Consider the following 19,786-nt stretch of genomic DNA (forward strand, 5'->3'; position numbering starts at 1 on the left):
GGCGAGCGCCGCGCCGGGTCGGCCCGGCACCGCGAGGCGGTGCGCCGCCGCCGGATCAAGCTGGGCCTGGCCGCCGCCGCGGTGGTGGCCGCGGCCGGGATCGGCGGCTGGTTCGCCTCCCAGCACGGCGACTCCGGCGACGCCAAGCCGGGCATCCGGCACTCCGACACGTCGACGCCGCGGCCCGTGCGCTGAGCCCCGCGGCTCGTGCGCTGAGCCCCGCGGCCCGGTTGCCGAGCCCCGAGGCCCGTACGTCCTGAGACGGGTCGCCCGGCCCCGCGGGGACCCGGGCGGCCCGTACCGGCGCCGCCGCACCCCGCCGCACCCCGCCCCACCTGCGGCCACGCGCCCGCGTGCGGGACGCCGCGCGAGGGTCGGGACATGGATGCGGCGGCAGCCGTTAGGCTGGGGTGCGTGGCAGTCGTCGATGTATCCGAAGAGCTGAAGTCCCTCTCCTCGACCATGGGGTCGATCGAGGCCGTCCTGGACCTCGACAAGATGAGGGCCGATATCGCTGCGCTTGAGGAGCAGGCCGCGGCGCCGTCCCTGTGGGACGACCCGGAGAGCGCGCAGAAGATCACCAGCCGGCTGTCCTACCTCCAGGGCCAGCTGCGCCGGGCCGAGGAGCTGCGCGGCCGGGTCGACGACGTCGGCGTGCTCTTCGAGCTGGCCGACGCCGAGGGTGACGACGAGGCCCGCGCCGAGGCCGAGGGCGAGCTGGCCGACGTCCGCAAGGCCGTCGACGAGCTGGAGGTCCGCACCCTCCTGTCGGGCGAGTACGACTCCCGCGAGGCCGTCGTCAACATCCGCGCCGAGGCCGGCGGCGTGGACGCCGCCGACTTCGCCGAGAAGCTCCAGCGCATGTACCTGCGCTGGGCCGAGCGGCACGGCTACAAGACCGAGCTGTACGAGACCTCGTACGCCGAAGAGGCCGGCATCAAGTCGACCACCTTCGCCGTCCAGGTGCCGTACGCCTACGGCACGCTCTCCGTCGAGCAGGGCACCCACCGCCTCGTGCGCATCTCGCCCTTCGACAACCAGGGCCGCCGCCAGACGTCCTTCGCGGGCGTCGAGGTGCTGCCGGTGGTCGAGCAGACCGACCACATCGAGATCGACGAGTCCGAGCTGCGCGTCGACGTGTACCGCTCCTCCGGCCCCGGCGGCCAGGGCGTCAACACGACCGACTCCGCGGTGCGCCTGACGCACATCCCGACCGGCATCGTCGTCTCCTGCCAGAACGAGCGTTCGCAGATCCAGAACAAGGCGACCGCGATGAACGTCCTCCAGGCGAAGCTGCTCGAACGCCGCCGCCAGGAGGAGCAGGCCAAGATGGACGCGCTCAAGGGCGACGGCGGCAATTCCTGGGGCAACCAGATGCGTTCGTATGTCCTGCACCCTTACCAAATGGTCAAGGACCTGCGTACCGAGTTCGAGGTCGGCAATCCGCAGGCCGTGCTCGACGGCGACATCGACGGCTTCCTGGAGGCGGGCATCCGCTGGCGCAAGCAGCAGGAGCAGGAGAAGTAAGCGGCGGCGAAAGTCCGTCCGGATAATCGGTGAAAAACAACTGCCGCTTTTTGGGCGGCAGTTGTTTTTTGCTGCCCGGAGCCTCTGTGGCAATTTGGTCACAGTCATACGTCCATGGACCCCGCAACTCCCCTCAATTCGGTCATCGCACCTTTATTTGACCTTGACGATGATGTGAGAACTGGGAAGGGTGGTACGCGGCATGCGTATGTCTGGGGCGTGTGTGTGAACGGGGATCTGAGTGCGACAACCGCCGGGCGGTACTGCGCCTCGTGTACCCGGATCGGCCGCTGCCCCGAACAGCGATGCTCCACAAACGAGTAGAGCTACTGGGGGTAGCAGGCACATGACGAAGAAGACGCGGCTGCGCGTAGCGCGCATTGCGGCCGGTGCGGTGATCGCGGCCGGTGCGTCGCTCACCGCGGCCGGCGCGGCCTCGGCGGTCGGTACCGACCAGACGGTGGGTTCGCCGGACGGCGGGATCATCGGCGGAGTCATCGGCGGGATCATCGGTGGTTCCGACTCCGGCGGTTCCGACTCCGGTGGCCAGTCGGGCAGCCAGACCGGTGGTTCCCAGACCGGTGGTTCGCAGACCGGTGGCCAGTCCGGTTCGCAGACCGGCGGTACCGAGACCGGTGGCCAGTCGGGCAGCCAGACCGGCGGCTCGCAGACCGGTGGTTCGCAGACCGGTGGCCAGTCCGGTTCGCAGACCGGCGGCACCCAGTCCGGTGGCCAGTCGGGCAGCCAGACCGGCGGCTCGCAGACGGGCGGTTCGCAGACCGGTGGCCAGTCCGGTTCCCAGACCGGCGGCAGCCAGTCCGGCGGTCAGTCGGGCGGCCACAGCGGCGGCCAGACCGGCGGTTCGGGCAGCACCGGCGGCAGCGGTTCCACCGGCGGCAGCGGCTCCACCGGCAGCACCGGCGGCAGCGGCAGCACCGGCGGCAGTGACGACGGCACCGGCACCGGTACCGACAACGAGGGCACCTCGCCGATCGAGCAGCCCGGCGAGGGCAACGAGCAGATCGTCAACACGCCCGGCCAGCCGCAGCAGCAGGCCAAGGGCGGCGAGCTGGCGGAGACCGGTGCCTCCGGCACCACCTTCCTGCTCGTCGGCGCGGCGACGATGATCGCCGGTGGCGTCGGCTTCCGCCTGATGCCGCGCCTGATCAACAAGGGCGGCGGCGCGGCCGCGGCCTGACACCAGGCCCCGCCCCGTACCCGGGGCAGCGCATGAGAAGGGCCCGGAGCGCACTCGGCGCTCCGGGCCCTTCGGCGTTCTCACATCATCGGTACGGGCGTGCCGCCCCTGGCGGAGCGACGCTCCGTACGCGAACCGTCACCGGATCCGGCTCAAGCGGCCTGGTGCACCAGCACCGCAAGTGCGATCAGCGCCACCAGCAGCGCCACCAGGGCCGCGGGCGTCACCTGGCCGAACAGCCCGGTCTCCGGCAGCCGTTCCCTGCTCGCCCGGCACACGGGACAGCGGCCCTCGTTCACAGGGGCCGCGCAGTTGGCGCACACCAGCCGGTCGTACGTCATGCGACCTCCTCTTCAACCGCTGCAACGCGCAGGGGACCACGATGGTTCCCTTACCACTGTGCCAGCTCGACGGCGGAACGGCGCGCCCCGGTCACCTTCCGGCCTTTTCGGCGACATCCACCGGGCCGGCGGGCCGGAATGTGCTCGGTTTGTCCCCGTAGATGCCGTGAATAAACGCACCAACCCCGAACGGCGACTGCGCCGTCGCGCGGAACTCGCGTAGGGTCACGCTCACCGACGGGAGCCACAACAGGGGCGTCCCGTGCCGCTACCCAGGTCGACCGTGGTGCATCAGTGATCCGATTCGACAACGTCTCCAAGACCTACCCGAAGCAGAACCGCCCCGCCCTCAGGGATGTCTCCCTGGAGATCGAGCGCGGCGAGTTCGTCTTCCTGGTGGGCTCCTCGGGCTCCGGCAAGTCCACCTTCCTGCGCCTGCTCCTGCGCGAGGAGCGCGCCAGCCATGGCGCCGTGCACGTCCTGGGCAAGGACCTCGCGAAGCTCTCCAACTGGAAGGTGCCGCAGATGCGGCGCCAGGTGGGCACCGTCTTCCAGGACTTCCGGCTGCTCCCCAACAAGACGGTGGGCCAGAACGTCGCCTTCGCCCTCGAAGTCATCGGCAAGCCGCGCGGCCAGATCCGCAAGACGGTCCCCGAGGTCCTCGACCTCGTCGGCCTCGGCGGCAAGGAGGACCGGATGCCGGGCGAGCTGTCCGGTGGCGAGCAGCAGCGCGTCGCCATCGCGCGGGCGTTCGTCAACCGCCCGCTGCTGCTCATCGCCGACGAGCCCACCGGCAACCTCGACCCGCAGACCTCGGTCGGCATCATGAAGCTGCTGGACCGGATCAACCGCACCGGTACGACCGTGGTCATGGCCACCCACGACCAGCAGATCGTCGACCAGATGCGCAAGCGGGTCATGGAACTCGAAAAGGGCCGGCTCGTGCGCGACCAGTCGCGCGGCGTGTACGGCTACCAGCACTAAGCGTGTACGGCCCCCAGCACTGAAAGGACGCCATGCGCGCCCAGTTCGTCCTGTCGGAGATCGGCGTCGGTCTCCGCCGGAATCTCACGATGACCTTCGCGGTCATCGTCTCCGTCGCCCTCTCGCTCGGCCTGTTCGGCGCCTCGCTGCTGATGCGCGACCAGGTCAGCACGATGAAGGGCTATTGGTACGACAAGGTCAACGTCTCCATCTTCTTCTGCAACAAGAACGACAGCGAGACCGGCGCCCACTGCGCCAAGGGTCCCGCCACCCAGCAGCAGAAGGACGACATAAAGGCCGAGCTGGACCGCCTGCCGATCGTGCAGAACGTGCAGCACGAGTCCAGCGACCAGGCGTACAAGCACTACAAGGAGCAGTTCGGCGACACGCCCATCGCGGGCCTGGTCACCCCCGACCAGATGCCGGAATCCTTCCGGGTCAAGCTCAAGGACCCCACGAAGTACGAAGTGATCAAGTCGGCGTTCTCCGAGCGGCCGGGCGTGCAGGAGGTGCAGGACCAGCGGGACACCGTCGAGCCGCTGTTCAACCTGCTCAACGGCATGAACATCGCCGCGCTCGTGGTGATGGCGCTGATGCTGCTGGTGGCGCTGATGCTGATCGTCAACACCGTGCGGGTGTCGGCGTTCAGCCGGCGGCGGGAAACCGGGATCATGCGCCTGGTGGGCGCGTCGAGCTTCTACATCCAGATGCCGTTCATCCTGGAGGCGGCCATCGCGGGCCTGCTCGGCGCGGTGTTCGCCTGTGTGCTGATCGTCGGCGGCAAGTGGGTGCTGATCAACAACTGGCTGGCCGCGCGGATCCAGGTCATCCAGTTCATTGGCTGGGATTCGGTCGTGGCGGTGCTGCCGCTGGTGCTGCTGATCGGTCTGTTGATGCCGGCGCTCGCCGCGTTCTTCGCGCTCCGCAAGTACCTCAAGGTGTGACCCATGCCAAGAGCGCCGTACGGTCAACTCCCCGTACGGCGCTTCTTTCTGGCCTACACTCACCGGCATGACGGGCCCGTGTTTGTTCGCCCGGCCCCGCCGCAACCGCCGCGGGGCGGCCCTGACGTTGGTCTTCGTGAGCGTCCTGGCCACCGGTGCCGCGGCGGGCACCTGGGAGGAGAGCGGGCAGCGGCCGGAGGAACGGCGGATACCGCAGCGGGTGGCCGCCGAGGCCGACCGCGTCCACCGGCAGGAGCGCGCGGACCGGCACGCCGCCGGCGCCGGGGCGGCGGGCGAGGTGGTCGGCCGCAGCGGCGACCGCTGGTCGACGGCGTTCTCGGCGCGCGAGTACGAGGAGTTCCAGCAGGAGCTGGACGGCGCCTACGTCGGCGTGGGCCTGTGGCTGCGGCAGGCGGCGGACGGCCGCGTTCTGGTCTCCCGGGTGCGGCCCGGTGGCCCCGCCGCGGCGGCCGGCATCCGGCCCGGTGACGAACTGCGCGCCGTGGACGGCGTGGCCTCGCGGGGCGGTCAGGTCCCCGATGTCGTGGCCCGGCTGCGCGGCAGCGCCGCCCCCACCTCGGCAGCACCCCGGCCGGGCGCCGGGAGCCGCGTCGAGCTGGAGCTGCGGCGCGGCGCACGGCAGTGGACCGAGCACCTGCGCCGGGCCCACCTGCGGGACCGGAACGTGGTCACCGACCGCCCCGACGGCCCGGACGGCCCCACCCGCATCAGGGTCGGCGCCTTCAGCAAGGGCACCGGCGAGGAGATCCGCCGGGCCGTGCGCGCGGCCTCCCCGCGCGGCGGCGTGCTGCTCGACCTGCGCGGCAACACCGGCGGCCTGGTGCGCGAAGCGGTCACCGCCGCCTCCGCCTTCCTGGACGGCGGCCTGGTCGCCACGTACGACGTCCACGGCAGCCAGCGCGCCCTGTACGCCGAGAACGGCGGCAACACACAGGTGCCCCTGGCGGTCCTCGTGGACGGCGGCACGATGAGCGCCGGCGAACTGCTCGCCGGGGCGCTCCAGGACCGCGGCCGGGCGGTGCTGGTCGGCACCCCGACCTTCGGCAAGGGTTCGGTGCAGCTGCCCAGCCGGCAGCCGGACGGCTCGGTCGCCGAGCTGACCGTCGGCCGCTACCGCACCCCCTCGGGCCGGACGGTCGACGACCGCGGCATCACCCCGGACCTGGTCGCCGAGGACGACGCCCAGGCACGCGCCCGTACGGTATTGAGTGGCCTCGGGGGCGGGGCGTAGTGCGAAAATGGCGCCACTATGGCTAAGGCGAACAAGAAGAAGAGCAACAAGAAGGATGACGGGACCGGCCGCAAGCTCATCGCCCAGCACAAGAAGGCGCGGCACGACTACCTCATCCTGGACACGTACGAATGCGGGCTGGTGCTGACCGGCACCGAGGTCAAGTCGCTGCGCCAGGGCCGGGCGTCCCTGGTGGACGGCTTCGTGCAGATCGACCGCGGCGAGGCGTGGCTGCACAACGTGCACATCCCCGAGTACGCCCAGGGCACGTGGACCAACCACAGCGCGCGGCGCAAGCGCAAGCTGCTGCTGCACCGCCTGGAGATCGACAAGCTGGAGTCGAAGTCGCAGGAGACCAGCCACACGATCGTGCCGCTGTCGCTGTACTTCAAGAACGGCCGCGCGAAGGTCGAGATCGCGCTGGCCAAGGGCAAGAAGGAGTACGACAAGCGGCAGACGCTGCGGGAGCAGCAGGACCGCCGCGAGGCGGACCGGGCGATCTCGGCGGCCAAGCGGCGCGAGCGGGCCTGAGGACCGCCGGTCCCGGCCCGCCGGAATACGCTGGCATCGTCGCGCGTTGGTCACGTACGATGGGCTACGCACCGCACGCCGGTGCAGGCACCACCTTGAAAAAACAACATGGGGATGATCGGTTTCGACAGCGGATGTCGAAGCAGGGGAAGCGAGCCGAGGAAGCGGCAATGATCTCGTAAACCATATGTCGCAAAAAATAATCGCCAACACCAAGCGCGATTCCTTCGCCCTCGCTGCCTAAGTAGCGACCTGCGAAGTGTCAGCCCGGGGATGTTCCCGACCCGGATCCTGGCATCAGCTAGGGGACTAAACTTCTAGGTCCGGTCACGGGTCCTGGGAGGAAATCAAACAGTGACTGAGCCCGTCGGAGACTTGTCCGCGAGATCTCCGGGGCCGAGAAAATCGCAGCGGACTGCGCTCGGAGAAGCCCTGTTTCCGCACCGTTGGACGCGGGTTCGATTCCCGCCATCTCCACTCGACGGAGAAACCGGAGGCCCCGGCCCCCGGACCCGTCACCCCATGTGAGGCGAAGGCCCCGCTGCCCCGGCAGCGGGGCCTTCGCCGTTCCCCGCTCACGCCGGACGCCGCGCTGCCCGTACGGCATGGGCGGTGCCGGCCGCCGCCAGCGCCAGAGCGGCGGCGCAGGCGGGCACGCCGTACCCCGCCGCCGTACCCTCCGGCAGGTGCTGTACGGCCCAGCCGCCCGCCGCCGAGCCCGCCGCGATGCCGGTCAGCAGCGCGGTGACGGCCAGCGTCATGCCCTCGTTCAGCCGCCCCCGCGGCACCCGGGACTGGATCAGCCCCATGCCGGTGACCATGGTCGGCGCGGTGGCCATCCCGGCGAGCAGCAGAGCCGCCCCGAGCAGGAGCCCGCCGCCCGCGCCCGCGGCCGAGAAGGGCAGCCACATCAGCGCGGCCATCGCGGCGACGCACCGCACGAACCGGCGCCCCGCGGGCCCGGCCGGGCGCAGCACCCCGTACAGCAGCCCCGCCGCACAGGACCCCGCCGCCTGGAGAGCCAGCAGCGCACCCGCCACCGCGCGCTGCCCGTGCGCGTCCGTGAAGCCGATCGTGACGACCTCCAGCGAGCCGAAGACCGCGCCGGTGGCGAGGAAGGTCAGCAGGAGCGGCAGCAGCGCCAGGACGAGCTGTCCGGCGCCGCGCCGGTCGGGCGCCGGTGTGGCAGGCGGCTCGGTGCGGCGCTGGGCGGCGAACAGCAGCACCCCGCTCAGCAGCAGCACTGCGCCGGTCAGCGTGCCGGCCTCCGGGAACAGCGTGGTGCACAGAAAGGCCGCCAGTACCGGGCCGAGCATGAAGCACACCTCGTCGGCCGCCTGCTCGAAGGAGTTGGCGGTGTGCAGCGCGCGCGGGTCGTCCCGCAGGAGGTGGGCCCAGCGCGCGCGGGCCATGCCGCCGGTGTTCGGCGTGGTCGCGGTGCAGGCGTACGCGGCGAACAGCGTCCAGGACGGCGCGTCCAGGTGGACGCAGAGGACCAGGGCCAGCGAGCCGAGGACGGCGAGCGCCGTCGCGGGGACGGCGATCCTGGCCTGCCCGTAGCGGTCGACCAGCCGCGCGGTCCACGGCCCGGCCACCGCCGTCGCCGCCAGCCCGGTCGCGGTGACCGCCCCGGCCAGTGCGTACGAGCCGCGCGACCCGGCGATCATCAGGATCGCGCTGACGCTGAACATGCCCATGGGCAGCCGGGCGAGCAGGTTGGCGGCGGTGAAGGCGCGGGCGCCGGGGACGGTGAAGATCCGTCCGTACGGTCCGAACACGCGCCGGAGCACGGCGGGGCAGCGGCGGCGCGGGCGGCGGGCCGGGCGGACGGGCGGGGCGGTGACGGGCCGGGAGGCGAGGAAGAGGATCACCCGACTACGGTCGCGGCGCGGCCCGTTCCCCGTCCAACACCTGATCCGCGCGCATTCACGCACTCTCGTTGTCAATCATGGCGGCGGGCCCGGTGGCACGATGTGCCCGTGCCCCGAGACCTCGACCCGCGTCTGCTCCGCGCCTTCACCACGGTCGCCGACGAACTGCACTTCACCCGCGCCGCCGCCCGGCTCTACGTCGCCCAGCAGGCGCTCAGCCGCGACATACGGCGTCTGGAGCGGGAGTTGGGCACGGACCTCTTCGACCGTACGACGCGCCGGGTCAACCTCACCGAGGACGGCAGCCGCCTGCTCCCGTACGCGCGCCGGGTGCTGGCCGCCCACGACGACCTGGCCGCCGCCTTCCGCGCGCCCGAGGACCGCCCGCTGCTGGTCGATGTCGGCGTCCCCATCGGCACGGCGCACACCGCCCTGGAGGAGGCCCGCCGCCGGGCCCCGGACCGTGAACTCGTCGCCCGCTTCCACAGCGGCCTGACCGGCGCGGCGGCCGAAATCGCCGCCGGGCGGCTGGACGTCTCTTTCGGCCGCTTCGCGGGACTGCCCGCGTCCCTGCGGTCCCGCCTGGCGCACCAGCCCGTACGGTACGAGCCGATGGCCGTCCTGCTGGACGCGGACCACCCGCTGGCGGCCCGCCCCGCCGTTCCCCTGTCGGCCCTCGCGGGCGAGACCCTGTACGCCGCGGCCGGGAACCCGCACACCGCCGAGTGGACCGACCTCGCCGCCCGCCTCTTCGCCGGCCGGGGCATCGCGATGGCGGAGCCGTTCCCGGAGATCGACGGGGCGGCGGAGTTCCTGCGGGTGGTCCGCAAACAGGGCTGGTCGGTGCTGGCCAGCGTCGAGTTCATCGACGTACCGGGTATGGTGCTGCGACCGGTCACCGACCCGGTACCGCTCTCCCCGATATCCCTGGTGTGGCGGCGCGGCCTGCGCCACGCGGGCCTGGAGGCACTGCGTGCGGCCTGCCGGGACCTGTCCGCCGGGCGCGGCTGGCTGCGACGGCCGGAGGGTCCCGTGTGGCTGCCCGAGGAGGACGCGGCCGTGATGGCGCAGGTGGGCTGATGGCCGAATTTTTGCCGTATAAGCAACCTATAAGCGTGAGAACCCCTCCTTACCGACGGCAGGAACCGTAGCCGGACTGTTGGGGGTCCCCGTGCGTAAGCGTCCGCTGACCGTGGCGGCTCTGGCCGTGCTCGTGCTGAGCGGCGGCCTGGTCGCGTGTGACGATCCGCGTGTCGACGCCTTCCAGGCGAACTGTGCGACCAAGGACCTGAAGTGGAAGATGACCGTGCTGAAGAAGAAGGGGCACGGCCCGCACCGGGAGGGCCGGCTCTCGGCGGTCAACACCGGCACGCGCGGGTGCGTCTTCCGCGGCTATCCGATGTTCATGGTGCACAGCGGCAAGGCCTGGCAGGCGGACGCCGTGGGGCAGGGCCGGACGCGCCCGGTGAGCCTGCCCAGCGGCAAGGGCGTCGTGGTCGATGTGCGTTACCAGGATGCCGAGAAGCACACCGAGGACGGCGGGTGCTGGGCCAAGGGTGACGACGTCGTGGTGGCCGCGCCCCGCGACGGCGACCGGACCGCGATCAAGGCCCAGGACGAGAAGGGCCGGAAGGCCGACATGGTCCTGTGCGACTACCGCATCCAGATGGCGCCCCCGCGGGCGGCGGCCGGCTGACCGGCCCGGGGCCCGGTCCAGCCCCTTAGCGCGGAACGCGCAGCAGCGGCCGGTAGAGCCGTGTGTCGTCCGGCTCGCCGACGGGACGGCCGTCCACCGCCACCCACGCGTGGGCGCGGAACGGCTCCGTCCGCACACCCGTGCACCACTGCGGCCACCGGCCGCGCAGTCGGCACAACAGGGCTGTGGCCACGGAGCGTTGCAGACAGCCGTTGCCCGCGCAGCGCACGTTGACCGTGACGACGGCGTGCCGGGCGCGGGCGGCCTGCGGCTCGGTGGCGGGGCGGGCTCCTCGCCGTACGGCATCGAGAACGCGGCAGAGCGTACGCGGCGAACACGACACCAGGACGCGGGCCGCGGCCGCGCAGCCGCGCGCGGCGCAGCGCTCCGCGAAGGACAGCCGCGCGCGCTCGCCGAGGGCCACGGGCACGCTCACCAGGTCACCAGCTTCGCCGACTGGAGCGACTCCAGCAGTGCGACGGCGTCCGCGGCCACCCGGTGGGCCGCCGACGGGTGGCGGCTGCGCAGCTCGTCGGCGGCCGACGCGGTGGTGCCGCCCGCCAGGAGGTGCTCCAGGACGAACGCCCCGGTGTCGTTCATCTGCCAGTAGCGGCCCGTACGGGCGTTGAGCAGCACCATCCCTCCGGGGGTGCGCACACTGCTGACGTGCGGGGCGAGGGTGAACGTCATCGGGCTCAGGCTCCTTCCGCGGCGGGAACGGTGGGGCGGACCGGGACGGGGGCCTGCGTCTCCTGGAGGGAGCGCAGCCAGTACTCGGCCGCCAGGGTGGGGTCGAGGGGTTGCAGGAGGTGGGAGTGCGGCTGGAGCGAGGTGAGGGCGGTGTGCAGCACCTCGGGCCGGATCAGGCCCAGCCCGGCCAGCCGCGAGTCGTCGCACAGCGCGGTCAGCGCGCGGCGGTGCCGGCGCAGGCCCGCGTAGACCTCGGCGCTGTGCTCGCCCTTGGTGCCGCGGGACCGCAGCGCGTCCGGCAGGATGCCGTCCATGGCCGCGCCGAGCAGGGGCTTGTACGAGCCGACCGCGACCTGGTCCACGAGGCGGACGGTCAGCGCCGCCTCGATGACGTTGTCGTCCAGGAACGGGGCCTCGAAGGCGACGCCGTACCGGGCGGTCAGCGCGGCCGCGCCGCGCACGATCTCCCCGGCGCGCGCGGCGGCCCGCAGCATCTCGTGCTGGGAGCGCAGCGGCGCGAACGGCTCCGGCTCACCGGCGGCGGCCTCGCGCACCAGGCGGCGGACGGTGGCCACCGCGTCCGGATGGGCCCACGCCGGCATGCCGGGCACGACCTCCCAGTCGGCGCCGCTGTCGCCGGACCGGACGCCGGGCACGATCCGGTCGGCGCAGGACTCCAGCCACTGGGGGTACGGGGCGCCGCCGAACAGCGTGCGCAGGGTGTCGACGAGCGTCCAGCGGCCGAGGCGGCGGGCGGCGCACGCGCGCCGCGCGGCGGAGCGGAAGTCCGTACGGGCGAGGGAGTTCAGCGCCACCGGGCGCGGCGCGAACAGCTCGTCGCCGCCGACGCCGACCAGGTGGACCCGGGAGCCGCGGGCGGCGACAAGCCGGGCCTGATGGGCGAGGCGGGCGCTCTCGCGGACCACGGCGAGCGGGCCGGCCGGGTCGGCGTGCCCGGGCCGGGGCGGCGTGTACCAGGTGGGCGCTTCGGTGTGGGGGAGCGGCAGGTGTTCCGCCGAGCGCAGCAGGGCCGCGCCGCGCTCGCTCCAGACGTTGTCGTCGTTGGCCTCGTCGCGGCACACCCAGGCCGTGGTGATCAGCCGGGTGTCCTCGCGGGCGGCGAGGAAGCACAGGCTGGTGGAGTCCATGCCGCCGGACAGGTCGGCGCTGAGCGCCGGGTGGCGGGTGCGCACGCGTACCGCCTCGGTCAGCGCGTCCCGTACGGCCTCGGCGGCGTCCTCCAGCCAGAGGTCGGGCCGCGGGGGGTGCCACCAGCGCGCGGTGCCGTGCCGGCCGTCGGGGCCGAGGGTCAGGCAGTGGCCGGGGGGTACGGCGTGGACCGCGCGCCAGGCCGGGCGGCGGGCCAGGGGGAACGGCGGGAACGGGGTGAGCAGCCGCAGCGCCAGGGTGTCCGTGTCGACCGAGCCGAGGCCCGGCGCGCCGATGGGCAGGCCGGCGGCCGCCGCCTCGCGGGCCAGCGCCGCCAGGTCCTGCGGGTGACTGGCCGCGACCGTCACGCCGTTGATGCCCGCGTGGTGGACCTGCCGGATCGTCGAGAGGGTGCCCTGGCACCGGATCCGCGGGCCCATCGCGGCCAGCAGGAAGAAGCTGCCGGGCAGTTCGCGGACCCGGGTGTCCAGGTCGTCCAGGCTGCGCAGCCGGCGCAGCAGCCGGTCGAGGGTCCCGGCGTCGGCCGAGGTCGTGCCGAACAGCAGCAGCCGGTCCGGCCCGGCCTCGGCCGCCACGATGTCGTCGTCGGCCCAGTGCCCCATGACCCAGGGGCGCCCGGAGGGGTGGCGCACCGTCCGCACGGTGGGGTCGCGCCGCAGGCACAGGCACAGCGGATCGGTCGCGGGATGGTCGGGGAAGACGACGAAATCCACGATGACTTACCACCCCTGGGCGTGCGGTTCGGGCGTGTGGTGGATGGCTGGTCCGGGTCGGTGGGGGCGGCCCCTGCCGGGGCGGGCGGTGCGCGCCCGGGCAGGGACCGCCGGTCGGGGGCGGGATCGCGATGTCCTCGGGCCGGTGGTGCGGGGAGGGTGGCAGGAGGGATCGGCGGGCCCGCGCCCACGGGTCACCAGAAGGTGCTGTGCATACCGCCCCAGCTGTCGGACAGTTCGCCGGTGTAGCCGAGCGTCCGCTCGGCGAAGTCCCCGGCGTCGGCCAGCTCGGGCGGTTCGTACTCGGTCGTCTCGTCCACTTCCGGCGCTTCCCGCATCGGTTCGGTCCCTTCTCGTAGCCGCCGCACGGTCGAACACGCAGGGTGCTCGTGCGATTACGCAGCGCTTCCGGGAAAGATGCTGCCAGCGTCCACGCCCCCTGCCATTGCCCCTAACGAGTGATATCGGGGGCGTGCGGGGTGCATTGGCGTAACCTCCGGCGGTTGTGCGCCGCCGGAGTGCGGACTGCTCACCGTGCGCTCCCAGGCGCGGTGAGAGCAAGGTTTCGCGGTGGTCACGCACCGCCACAGAGGGGAAACGCGCCCTCCCTAGCGTCCCGGTACGACGGCATACCGCGAGCTGGGAGGCGCGATGACAGACACGGGAACGATGACGGGCGGGCCTCCGGCGCATCCCCCCGCGCGGGGAGCGGGCCGCTGGATCGAACGGTGGGACCCCGAGGACACAACCTTCTGGGAGGAGCACGGGCGGCGGATCGCCCGGCGCAACCTCGTGCTTTCCATCGTCTGCGAGCACATCGGGTTCTCCGTGTGGAGCCTGTGGTCGGTCCTCGTGCTGTTCCTGGGGCCGGAGTACGGGATCGACGCGGCCGGGAAGTTCTTCCTCGTGGCGGTGCCGACGCTGGTGGGGGCGGCGCTGCGGGTGCCGTACACCTTCGCGGTGGCGCGGTTCGGCGGGCGGAACTGGACGGTGTTCAGCGCGGCGCTGCTGCTGGTCCCCACCGCCGCCGCGGCGTTCGCGCTCCGCCCGGGCACCCCGTACCCCGTCTTCCTGCTGGTCGCGGCGCTGGCCGGGGTCGGCGGCGGCAACTTCGCCTCGTCCATGACGAACATCAACTCCTTCTACCCGCTGCGGAAGAAGGGCTGGGCGCTCGGCCTGAACGCGGGCGGCGGCAACCTCGGCGTGCCCGTCGTCCAGCTGCTCGGTCTGCTCGTCATCGCCACCGCGGGCGCGGCGCACCCGCGGCTCCTGCTCGCCGTCTACCTGCCACTGACGGTGGTCGCCGCGGTACTCGCGGCGCTGTTCATGGACAACCTGCGGCCGGTGCGCAACGACACCGGCGCCGCCCGGGACGCGGCCCGCGACCCGCACACCTGGATCGTCTCGCTGCTCTACCTCGGCACGTTCGGCTCCTTCATCGGCTACGGCTTCGCCTTCGGCCTCGTCCTGCAGACGCAGTTCGCACGCACGCCCCTCCAGGCGGCGTCGCTGACCTTCATCGGGCCGCTGCTCGGCTCGCTGGTACGGCCGGTGGGCGGCCGCCTGGCGGACCGGTACGGCGGGGCCCGGATCACCCTGGTGAACTTCGCGGCGATGGCCGCGGCGACCGGCGCGGTGATCCTGGCGTCCGCGCGGCACTCGCTGCCCGGCTTCCTCGCCGGTTTCGTCGCCCTGTTCGCGCTGTCCGGGCTCGGCAACGGCTCCACGTACAAGATGATCCCGGGCATCTTCCACACCAAGGCGCTGGCGAAGGGCCTGACCGGAGCGGCCGCGGCGGCCCACGGGCGGCGGCTGTCCGGCGCGGCGATGGGCCTGATCGGCGCGGTCGGCGCGCTCGGCGGACTGGGCATCAACCTCGCCTTCCGGCAGGCGTTCCAGGCGGCGGGGACGGGCACCCCGGCGTTCGTGGCCTTCCTCGGCTGTTACGCACTGTGCTCCGCGGTGACCTGGGCCGTATACCTGAGGCGCGCGGCGCCCGCCGGGCCCGTACGGACACCGGAGGCGTCCGAGCCCGCGCTCGCGGAGGTGTGACGCGCGGGGTGGCGGGGGCGAGCAGTGGTCCGTAACAGCTGGGAAATACTGCGGGAGCGAGCCTGTCACCGGCGGTTGGCAGGCTCGGACCTCCACCGGTGCCCGGCGGCACCGGGAGTCAGGACAAGCCAGGGACGGACGATGTACGAGGGTGAGCACGACGAGCGGCGGGACGACGGCGCGCGGCACGGCGGACGGGACAGCGGACGGGACGGCGGGCGGCAGGGCGGTGACCGGGCGCGGACTGGGGCGGCCGGGCCCGCGGACGTACGGCCGCTGGACGGGTTCACGGTCGGGGTGACCGCGGCCCGCCGGGCCGAGGAGCTGGGCGCGCTGCTCGAACGGCGCGGCGCCCAGGTCGTGCACGCTCCCGCGCTGCGCATCGTGCCGCTGCCGGACGACGCGGAACTGCTCGCCGCCACCAAGGACCTGATCGGCCGGGCGCCCGACGTGGTGATCGCGACCACCGCGATCGGCTTCCGGGGCTGGATCGAGGCCGCGGAGGGCTGGGGGCTCGGCGCGGCGCTGCTCGACCGGCTCGGCGCGGTGGAACTCCTCGCCCGCGGCCCCAAGGTCAAGGGCGCCATCCGCGCGGCCGGGCTCACGGAAACCTGGTCGCCGGCGTCCGAATCGCTGGCGGAGGTGCTGGAGCGGCTCCTGGAGGAGGGCGTGCACGGGCGGCGGGTGGTCATCCAGCTGCACGGCGAACCACTGCCCGGCTTCGTCGAGTCGCTGCGGGCGGGCGGCGCCGAGGTGGTCGGCGTCCCGGTCTACCGGTGGATGCCGCCCGCCGACATCGGCCCCGTCGACCGGCTGCTGGACGCGGCGGTCACCCGCGGCCTGGACGCGATCACGTTCACCAGCGCCCCGGCCGCCACCTCGCTGCTGCGCCGCGCCGAGGAGCGCGGCATGCGCGACGAGCTGCTGCACGCGCTGCGGCACGATGTGCTGCCCGCCTGCGTCGGGCCGGTCACCGCGCTGCCGCTGGAGGCCCACGAGGTGACCACGTACCAGCCCGAACGCTTCCGGCTCGGTCCGCTGGTCCAGCTCCTGTGCCAGGAACTGCCGCACCGCACCCGCCCGTTGACGGTCGCCGGGCGGCGGCTGGAGCTGCGCGGGCAGGCCGTCCTGGTGGACGGCGACCTGCGCCCCGTACCCCCGGCAGGCATGGCGCTGCTGCGAGCACTGGCCCGCAGGCCCGGCTGGGTGGTCTCCCGCGCCGACCTGCTGCGCGCGCTGCCGGGCACCGGACGCGACGAGCACGCGGTGGAGACGGCGATGACCCGGCTGCGCAGCGCGCTGGGAACGCCGAAGCTGATCCAGACGGTGGTCAAGCGGGGGTACCGGCTGGCGCTGGATCCGCGGGTGGGGGGCAAGTACGGCGACGGGTGACGCAGGGCCTCGTACGTTCGCGTCCGAGGCCCGCCCCCGTACGTACGGCCTGTCCGCCCGCCACTACGCCGGATTCGTGACCCGGATCTTCGACTGGCCGTGCGGCCGGGTCTCCCAGTCCTCCATGAACCGGGCCTCCAGCCCGTGCTTGCGGGCCAGTGCGAGCAGCGTCTCGGTGCGGTAGTAGAAGTCCTCGCGCAGCACCTGGTGCTCGGCGCCCTCGGTGCGGTCGAAGGTGAAGTCGAAGAATCCGCCCGGGGCCAGGATGCGGCCGACGTGCCGCAGGCCCTGGTCGATGACGGACAGCGGTGAGTGGGAGAAGACGCTGTGCGCGTGCACCACGTCGAAGTGGGCGTCCGGCAGGAAGTCGAACGTCAGGTCCTGGGTGACGGTCAGGTGCGGCAGCTTCTCCTGGAGTTCGTAGGTGACCAGCGTCTTCTTGGCGGCGACGAGGATGTCGGGGGAGATGTCGATGCCGTAGTAGTTGCCGCTGTCGAGGTACGAGATGAAGCGCCAGCCGGCCCGCAGGTTGCCGCAGCCGATGTCCAGCATGCGCATCTCCGGCCGCAGGCCGTGCTCCTTCAGGTAGCCGAACTGCATCTCGCCCAGCGCCAGCCACCGTTCGTGGCTGCGGCTGCCGACCGCCGCCTCCGGGCTGCGGCCGGCGTCGGAGGCCATCACGGCGCGGTAGTACGCGATGTGGTCGGGGTGCTTGAGGCGCAGCCAGCCGTCCCGGGCGGTGCGCTTGAGGTAGGGCGCTATGCGATCGGGGTGGTCGATCGCGTAACGGACCTTGTGCGTCAGGCTGGAACGGTTCTTGAGCAGGGTCTTGGCCGACATGCCACCGGACTATACAACAAGCGTATACATGCGATGTATAGGTGGTGTGCGGCGCGGCGCGCGGCGGTGCCGAGGGTTCCGGCCCCGGGCCGCGCCGGGCACTCTGATAGGGCAAGGGTTGTCTCCTAGAGAGTGACGGGCACATGGCGGCGCCTTTTGACCTGCGGTTCGACTGCGGGCGGATCTGCCTGGACCTGATGGCCACGACCGGCCGGCGCGCCGAACGCCTGGCCGGCCCCGAACACTTGGCGGCCTGGCTGGTGGGTTCGGGTGTCGTCCCCGGCAGCACCCAGCTCGGCGCCGTCGACCGCGGCTGGGTCGTACGCTTCCGGATGCTGCGTGAACTGCTGCGGCGCGTCGTCCACGACGAACTGCGCGGCCGGGCCGCCGAGGCCGACCTGCACCTGCTCAACGCGGCCGCCACCGCGGCGGTGCCGCCCGCCCGCGCGGTCCGTACCGAGGACGGCGTCCTGGTGCGGGCGTTCACCGGGCCGCCCGACTGCACCGGGCTGCTGGCGGCGGTCGCGCGGGACGCCATAGGCATGCTGACCGACGCGGTGGCGCGCGGCCAGCTGCGGCAGTGCGAGGGCGAGAGCTGCTCGCTGGTGTACCTGGACACCTCGCGCGGCCGGCGGCGCCGGTGGTGCTCCAGCGAGGTGTGCGGGAACCGCGAGCGGGTGGCGCGGCACCGCAGGCGGGCCACCCGCCGGGCGGACGGCGCGGTTGCGGAGGCGAAGGTGCAGGCGCAGGCACAGGCGGTGGGCGGGGCGTCCGTTGCCGGGGTCCGTTGAGTCGCGGTCCGTACAAGGTCGTACACGGGCGTACGGGAACGCCTGCCGACCGCCGCGCGCAATTCACCGCAGCACACCACGAATTCTCCGGTCCGGAACTGAGTCGGCGCTCGTCCGTACCCGTACTGCTGGCTGAAAGGGCCTGGCCCACCAGGGGATCCGAGACGAGGAGGGCGGACATGCGCGAGCCCAGCCGCGGACGGCAGGACGAGGTGAGCGACGGTGCGGATGGTGACCGCTGTGACACCGGCGACGCACGTGGGTGCTGATACGCATGCGCAGCGAATGTCCGACCCGCGCTATCGACCCGGGAGTTGGCGTGCGCAAGGATGCCGTCGTGGCAGACAGTACGGCGCCGGACGAGGAGCTGATGCGGGCCCTCTACGAGGAGCACGCCGGCCCGCTGCTCGCCTTCGTGCTGCGCCTGGTGGCCGGCGACCGGCACCGGGCGGAGGACGTGGTGCAGGAGACCCTGCTGCGGGCCTGGCGCAACGCCGACCGGCTCCAGCACGCGACCGGCTCCATCCGCCCCTGGCTGGTGACCGTCGCCCGGCGCATCGTCATCGACAGCCACCGCAGCCGTCAGGCCCGTCCCCAGGAGGTCGACGCCGCGCCCCTGGAATCGATGCCGGCCGCCGACGAGATCGACCGGGCCCTGCGCCTGATGACGATCACCGAAGCGCTCGGCGACCTCAGCCAAGCCCACCGAGAGGCCCTGATCGAGACCTATTTCAAGGGACGTACCGTCAGCGAGGCGGCCGAGGTGCTGCACGTGCCGGCCGGGACCGTCCGGTCCCGCGTCTTCTACGCGCTGCGCTCCCTGAAGCTCTCGCTCGAAGAACGAGGAGTGACGGCGTGACGCGGCCCAGCGAACCCGTGGAACACACCGACGTCGGCGCCTACGCGCTGGGCGTCCTGGACGACGCCGAGGCGGCCCGCTTCGAGGAGCACCTGGCCGAGTGCGACCGGTGCGCCGCCGAACTGGACGACCTGATGGACCTGCCGCCCCTGCTCGCCGATGTCAGGGAGTCCGCGCCGGACACGGAGGCGGTCGTCGCGGTCCCCGGACCCGCCGTCCTGGAGAACCTGCTGGCCGAGGCCGGCGCGGCCCGCCGGGTCCGGCGCCGGCGCCGCCTGTACCTGGTCGCCGCCGCGGCGGTGCTCGTCGCCGGCGGCCCCTTCGCCACGTACGCGCTGACCTCGGGGGACGCCGAGGAGAGCCCCGAGCACCTGGCGGCCTACGCCCGGACGATGTACGAGCACGGCGAGAAGGCCGGCACCGTCGACCCGGTGACCAGGGTCGCCGCCAGCGTCTCCATGGAGCGCAAGCCCTGGGGCACCCACGTCGCCCTCAAGCTGGGCAACGTCCGCGGCCCCCTGACCTGCGACCTGGTCGCGGTCGGCAAGAGCGGGGCCGAGCAGACCGTGACGACCTGGGCGGTGCCCCCGGGCGGCTACGGCCTCAAGGACGGCGCCGCCAAGTGGAACAAGGAACCCCTGTACACGCACGGCGGCTCGGCCATGAACCGCTCCAACATCGACCGGTTCGAGGTCCGCACCCTGGACGGCAGGCGGCTGGCCGAGATCAAGGTCTGACCGGGCGGGCGTCACCGGCCGACCGGCCGGGCGTCTCCGGCCGCCGCTCCCGCGGAGCCTGTGGACCGCCACCCGGTCCCTTCCCTTCGGATTCCCTTCGGATCAGGGCCCATCCCTGCCCCCATAACAGAACGGAGCCGCTGATTCCGCGCGGGGCACCCACCCGAGCTGCCCGCTTTGATCCCGCCCGGTGGTGAT

The 19,786-nt window shown here is 72.7% G+C and carries 20 protein-coding genes, 1 other RNA gene and 1 pseudogene; 15 read left to right on the top strand and 7 right to left on the bottom strand.

Annotation, left to right across the window (positions count from 1 at the left end; translation table 11 throughout):
• The 3 genes and pseudogenes from IH45_RS01000000144430 to IH45_RS1000000149045 all read left to right on the top strand — a co-directional run.
• Positions 1-195 (top strand): annotated as a pseudogene (locus tag IH45_RS01000000144430) (serine/threonine protein kinase); the annotation flags it as partial.
• 219 nt (positions 196-414) lie between these two features.
• Positions 415-1,527 carry a peptide chain release factor 2 gene (prfB, locus tag IH45_RS0135220; protein ID WP_030678305.1) on the top strand — a complete coding sequence of 371 codons (1,113 nt, stop codon included), beginning with the start codon at positions 415-417 and terminating at the stop codon, positions 1,525-1,527.
• 346 nt (positions 1,528-1,873) lie between these two features.
• Positions 1,874-2,725 (top strand): hypothetical protein, encoded by an 852-nt coding sequence (locus tag IH45_RS1000000149045; protein ID WP_030678308.1) that lies wholly within the window; start codon positions 1,874-1,876, stop codon positions 2,723-2,725.
• 152 nt (positions 2,726-2,877) lie between these two features.
• On the opposite strand, the gene IH45_RS0135230 is transcribed toward IH45_RS1000000149045, so the two are convergent.
• Positions 2,878-3,066, bottom strand: coding sequence for a hypothetical protein (locus IH45_RS0135230; RefSeq protein WP_030678311.1), 189 nt, complete (start codon positions 3,064-3,066; stop codon positions 2,878-2,880).
• Between the two features lie 294 nt (positions 3,067-3,360).
• Between IH45_RS0135230 and ftsE the strand changes: the two genes are divergently transcribed.
• From ftsE to ssrA, 5 genes are all read left to right on the top strand, one after another.
• The gene (gene ftsE, locus IH45_RS0135235; RefSeq protein WP_003986514.1) at positions 3,361-4,050 is read left to right on the top strand and encodes a cell division ATP-binding protein FtsE; all 690 of its coding nucleotides are present in this window, start codon (positions 3,361-3,363) and stop codon (positions 4,048-4,050) included.
• Between the two features lie 32 nt (positions 4,051-4,082).
• The gene (gene ftsX / locus IH45_RS0135240) at positions 4,083-4,994 is read left to right on the top strand and encodes a permease-like cell division protein FtsX (RefSeq protein WP_003986513.1); all 912 of its coding nucleotides are present in this window, start codon (positions 4,083-4,085) and stop codon (positions 4,992-4,994) included.
• A 67-nt stretch (positions 4,995-5,061) separates the two neighbouring features.
• A complete protein-coding gene (locus IH45_RS0135245) occupies positions 5,062-6,246 on the top strand; it encodes a S41 family peptidase (protein WP_030678313.1) in 1,185 nt (394 codons plus the stop codon).
• Between the two features lie 18 nt (positions 6,247-6,264).
• On the top strand, positions 6,265-6,777 hold the full coding sequence (gene smpB, locus IH45_RS0135250; protein ID WP_030678315.1) for an SsrA-binding protein SmpB: 513 nt from the start codon (positions 6,265-6,267) through the stop codon (positions 6,775-6,777).
• 110 nt (positions 6,778-6,887) lie between these two features.
• Positions 6,888-7,257: a transfer-messenger RNA gene (gene ssrA, locus IH45_RS1000000145965) on the top strand.
• A 95-nt stretch (positions 7,258-7,352) separates the two neighbouring features.
• Here the strand turns inward: ssrA and IH45_RS0135255 are convergent.
• Positions 7,353-8,648, bottom strand: a complete 1,296-nt coding sequence (locus IH45_RS0135255; protein WP_032918867.1) for an MFS transporter — start codon at positions 8,646-8,648, stop codon at positions 7,353-7,355.
• Between the two features lie 108 nt (positions 8,649-8,756).
• On the opposite strand from IH45_RS0135255, the gene IH45_RS0135260 reads away from it, so the two are divergent.
• Both IH45_RS0135260 and IH45_RS0135265 read left to right on the top strand, forming a co-directional pair.
• Positions 8,757-9,728, top strand: coding sequence for a LysR family transcriptional regulator (locus IH45_RS0135260; protein ID WP_030678319.1), 972 nt, complete (start codon positions 8,757-8,759; stop codon positions 9,726-9,728).
• Between the two features lie 91 nt (positions 9,729-9,819).
• Positions 9,820-10,344, top strand: coding sequence for a DUF4232 domain-containing protein (locus IH45_RS0135265; protein ID WP_030678321.1), 525 nt, complete (start codon positions 9,820-9,822; stop codon positions 10,342-10,344).
• A 25-nt stretch (positions 10,345-10,369) separates the two neighbouring features.
• Here the strand turns inward: IH45_RS0135265 and IH45_RS0135270 are convergent, their stop codons facing one another.
• From IH45_RS0135270 to IH45_RS1000000148290, 4 genes are all read right to left on the bottom strand, one after another.
• Complete coding sequence (locus IH45_RS0135270; RefSeq protein ID WP_030678323.1) at positions 10,370-10,780, bottom strand: lasso peptide biosynthesis B2 protein; 411 nt, start codon at positions 10,778-10,780, stop codon at positions 10,370-10,372.
• Positions 10,777-11,034, bottom strand: a complete 258-nt coding sequence (locus tag IH45_RS0135275) for a lasso peptide biosynthesis PqqD family chaperone (RefSeq protein ID WP_030678325.1) — start codon at positions 11,032-11,034, stop codon at positions 10,777-10,779. The genes IH45_RS0135270 and IH45_RS0135275 overlap by 4 nt, the downstream gene beginning before the upstream one ends.
• A gap of 5 nt (positions 11,035-11,039) precedes the next feature.
• Positions 11,040-12,917: an asparagine synthase-related protein gene (locus IH45_RS0135280; RefSeq protein WP_030678328.1), complete on the bottom strand. Its 1,878-nt coding sequence runs from the start codon at positions 12,915-12,917 to the stop codon at positions 11,040-11,042.
• Between the two features lie 194 nt (positions 12,918-13,111).
• A complete protein-coding gene (locus tag IH45_RS1000000148290) occupies positions 13,112-13,255 on the bottom strand; it encodes a lasso RiPP family leader peptide-containing protein (protein WP_107058775.1) in 144 nt (47 codons plus the stop codon).
• A 313-nt stretch (positions 13,256-13,568) separates the two neighbouring features.
• On the opposite strand from IH45_RS1000000148290, the gene IH45_RS0135290 reads away from it, so the two are divergent.
• Both IH45_RS0135290 and IH45_RS0135295 read left to right on the top strand, forming a co-directional pair.
• The gene (locus IH45_RS0135290; RefSeq protein WP_030678330.1) at positions 13,569-14,969 is read left to right on the top strand and encodes a nitrate/nitrite transporter; all 1,401 of its coding nucleotides are present in this window, start codon (positions 13,569-13,571) and stop codon (positions 14,967-14,969) included.
• 141 nt (positions 14,970-15,110) lie between these two features.
• Complete coding sequence (locus IH45_RS0135295) at positions 15,111-16,361, top strand: uroporphyrinogen-III synthase (RefSeq protein ID WP_030678333.1); 1,251 nt, start codon at positions 15,111-15,113, stop codon at positions 16,359-16,361.
• A 63-nt stretch (positions 16,362-16,424) separates the two neighbouring features.
• On the opposite strand, the gene IH45_RS0135300 is transcribed toward IH45_RS0135295, so the two are convergent.
• A complete protein-coding gene (locus IH45_RS0135300; protein WP_030678337.1) occupies positions 16,425-17,201 on the bottom strand; it encodes a methyltransferase in 777 nt (258 codons plus the stop codon).
• A gap of 143 nt (positions 17,202-17,344) precedes the next feature.
• On the opposite strand from IH45_RS0135300, the gene IH45_RS0135305 reads away from it, so the two are divergent.
• The 3 genes from IH45_RS0135305 to IH45_RS0135315 all read left to right on the top strand — a co-directional run bounded on the left by IH45_RS0135305 (position 17,345) and on the right by IH45_RS0135315 (position 19,588).
• Positions 17,345-17,992: a CGNR zinc finger domain-containing protein gene (locus tag IH45_RS0135305; RefSeq protein ID WP_032918869.1), complete on the top strand. Its 648-nt coding sequence runs from the start codon at positions 17,345-17,347 to the stop codon at positions 17,990-17,992.
• A gap of 274 nt (positions 17,993-18,266) precedes the next feature.
• Entirely contained in the window at positions 18,267-18,851 is a 585-nt protein-coding gene (locus tag IH45_RS0135310) for a sigma-70 family RNA polymerase sigma factor (RefSeq protein WP_078897932.1), read from the top strand.
• Positions 18,848-19,588, top strand: coding sequence for an anti-sigma factor family protein (locus tag IH45_RS0135315; RefSeq protein ID WP_030678341.1), 741 nt, complete (start codon positions 18,848-18,850; stop codon positions 19,586-19,588). The genes IH45_RS0135310 and IH45_RS0135315 overlap by 4 nt, the downstream gene beginning before the upstream one ends.
• The last annotated feature ends 198 nt before the right edge of the window (positions 19,589-19,786 follow it).

The sequence above is a fragment of the Streptomyces rimosus subsp. rimosus genome (assembly GCF_000720725.1).
In the GTDB taxonomy this organism is placed as follows: domain Bacteria; phylum Actinomycetota; class Actinomycetes; order Streptomycetales; family Streptomycetaceae; genus Streptomyces; species Streptomyces rimosus_A.

What these genes read in the sequence shown, in the direction of transcription:
- IH45_RS0135295 (WP_030678333.1), top strand. Translation starts at nt 15,111, where the DNA reads ATGTACGAGGGTGAGCACGACGAGCGGCGGGACGACGGCGCGCGGCAC.
- IH45_RS0135310 (WP_078897932.1), top strand. Translation starts at nt 18,267, where the DNA reads ATGCGCAGCGAATGTCCGACCCGCGCTATCGACCCGGGAGTTGGCGTG.
- smpB (WP_030678315.1), top strand. Translation starts at nt 6,265, where the DNA reads ATGGCTAAGGCGAACAAGAAGAAGAGCAACAAGAAGGATGACGGGACC.
- IH45_RS0135305 (WP_032918869.1), top strand. Translation starts at nt 17,345, where the DNA reads ATGGCGGCGCCTTTTGACCTGCGGTTCGACTGCGGGCGGATCTGCCTG.
- IH45_RS0135245 (WP_030678313.1), top strand. Translation starts at nt 5,062, where the DNA reads ATGACGGGCCCGTGTTTGTTCGCCCGGCCCCGCCGCAACCGCCGCGGG.
- IH45_RS0135275 (WP_030678325.1), bottom strand. Translation starts at nt 11,034, where the DNA reads ATGACGTTCACCCTCGCCCCGCACGTCAGCAGTGTGCGCACCCCCGGA.
- IH45_RS0135230 (WP_030678311.1), bottom strand. Translation starts at nt 3,066, where the DNA reads ATGACGTACGACCGGCTGGTGTGCGCCAACTGCGCGGCCCCTGTGAAC.
- IH45_RS0135290 (WP_030678330.1), top strand. Translation starts at nt 13,569, where the DNA reads ATGACAGACACGGGAACGATGACGGGCGGGCCTCCGGCGCATCCCCCC.
- IH45_RS1000000148290 (WP_107058775.1), bottom strand. Translation starts at nt 13,255, where the DNA reads ATGCGGGAAGCGCCGGAAGTGGACGAGACGACCGAGTACGAACCGCCC.
- IH45_RS0135300 (WP_030678337.1), bottom strand. Translation starts at nt 17,201, where the DNA reads ATGTCGGCCAAGACCCTGCTCAAGAACCGTTCCAGCCTGACGCACAAG.
- IH45_RS1000000149045 (WP_030678308.1), top strand. Translation starts at nt 1,874, where the DNA reads ATGACGAAGAAGACGCGGCTGCGCGTAGCGCGCATTGCGGCCGGTGCG.
- ftsX (WP_003986513.1), top strand. Translation starts at nt 4,083, where the DNA reads ATGCGCGCCCAGTTCGTCCTGTCGGAGATCGGCGTCGGTCTCCGCCGG.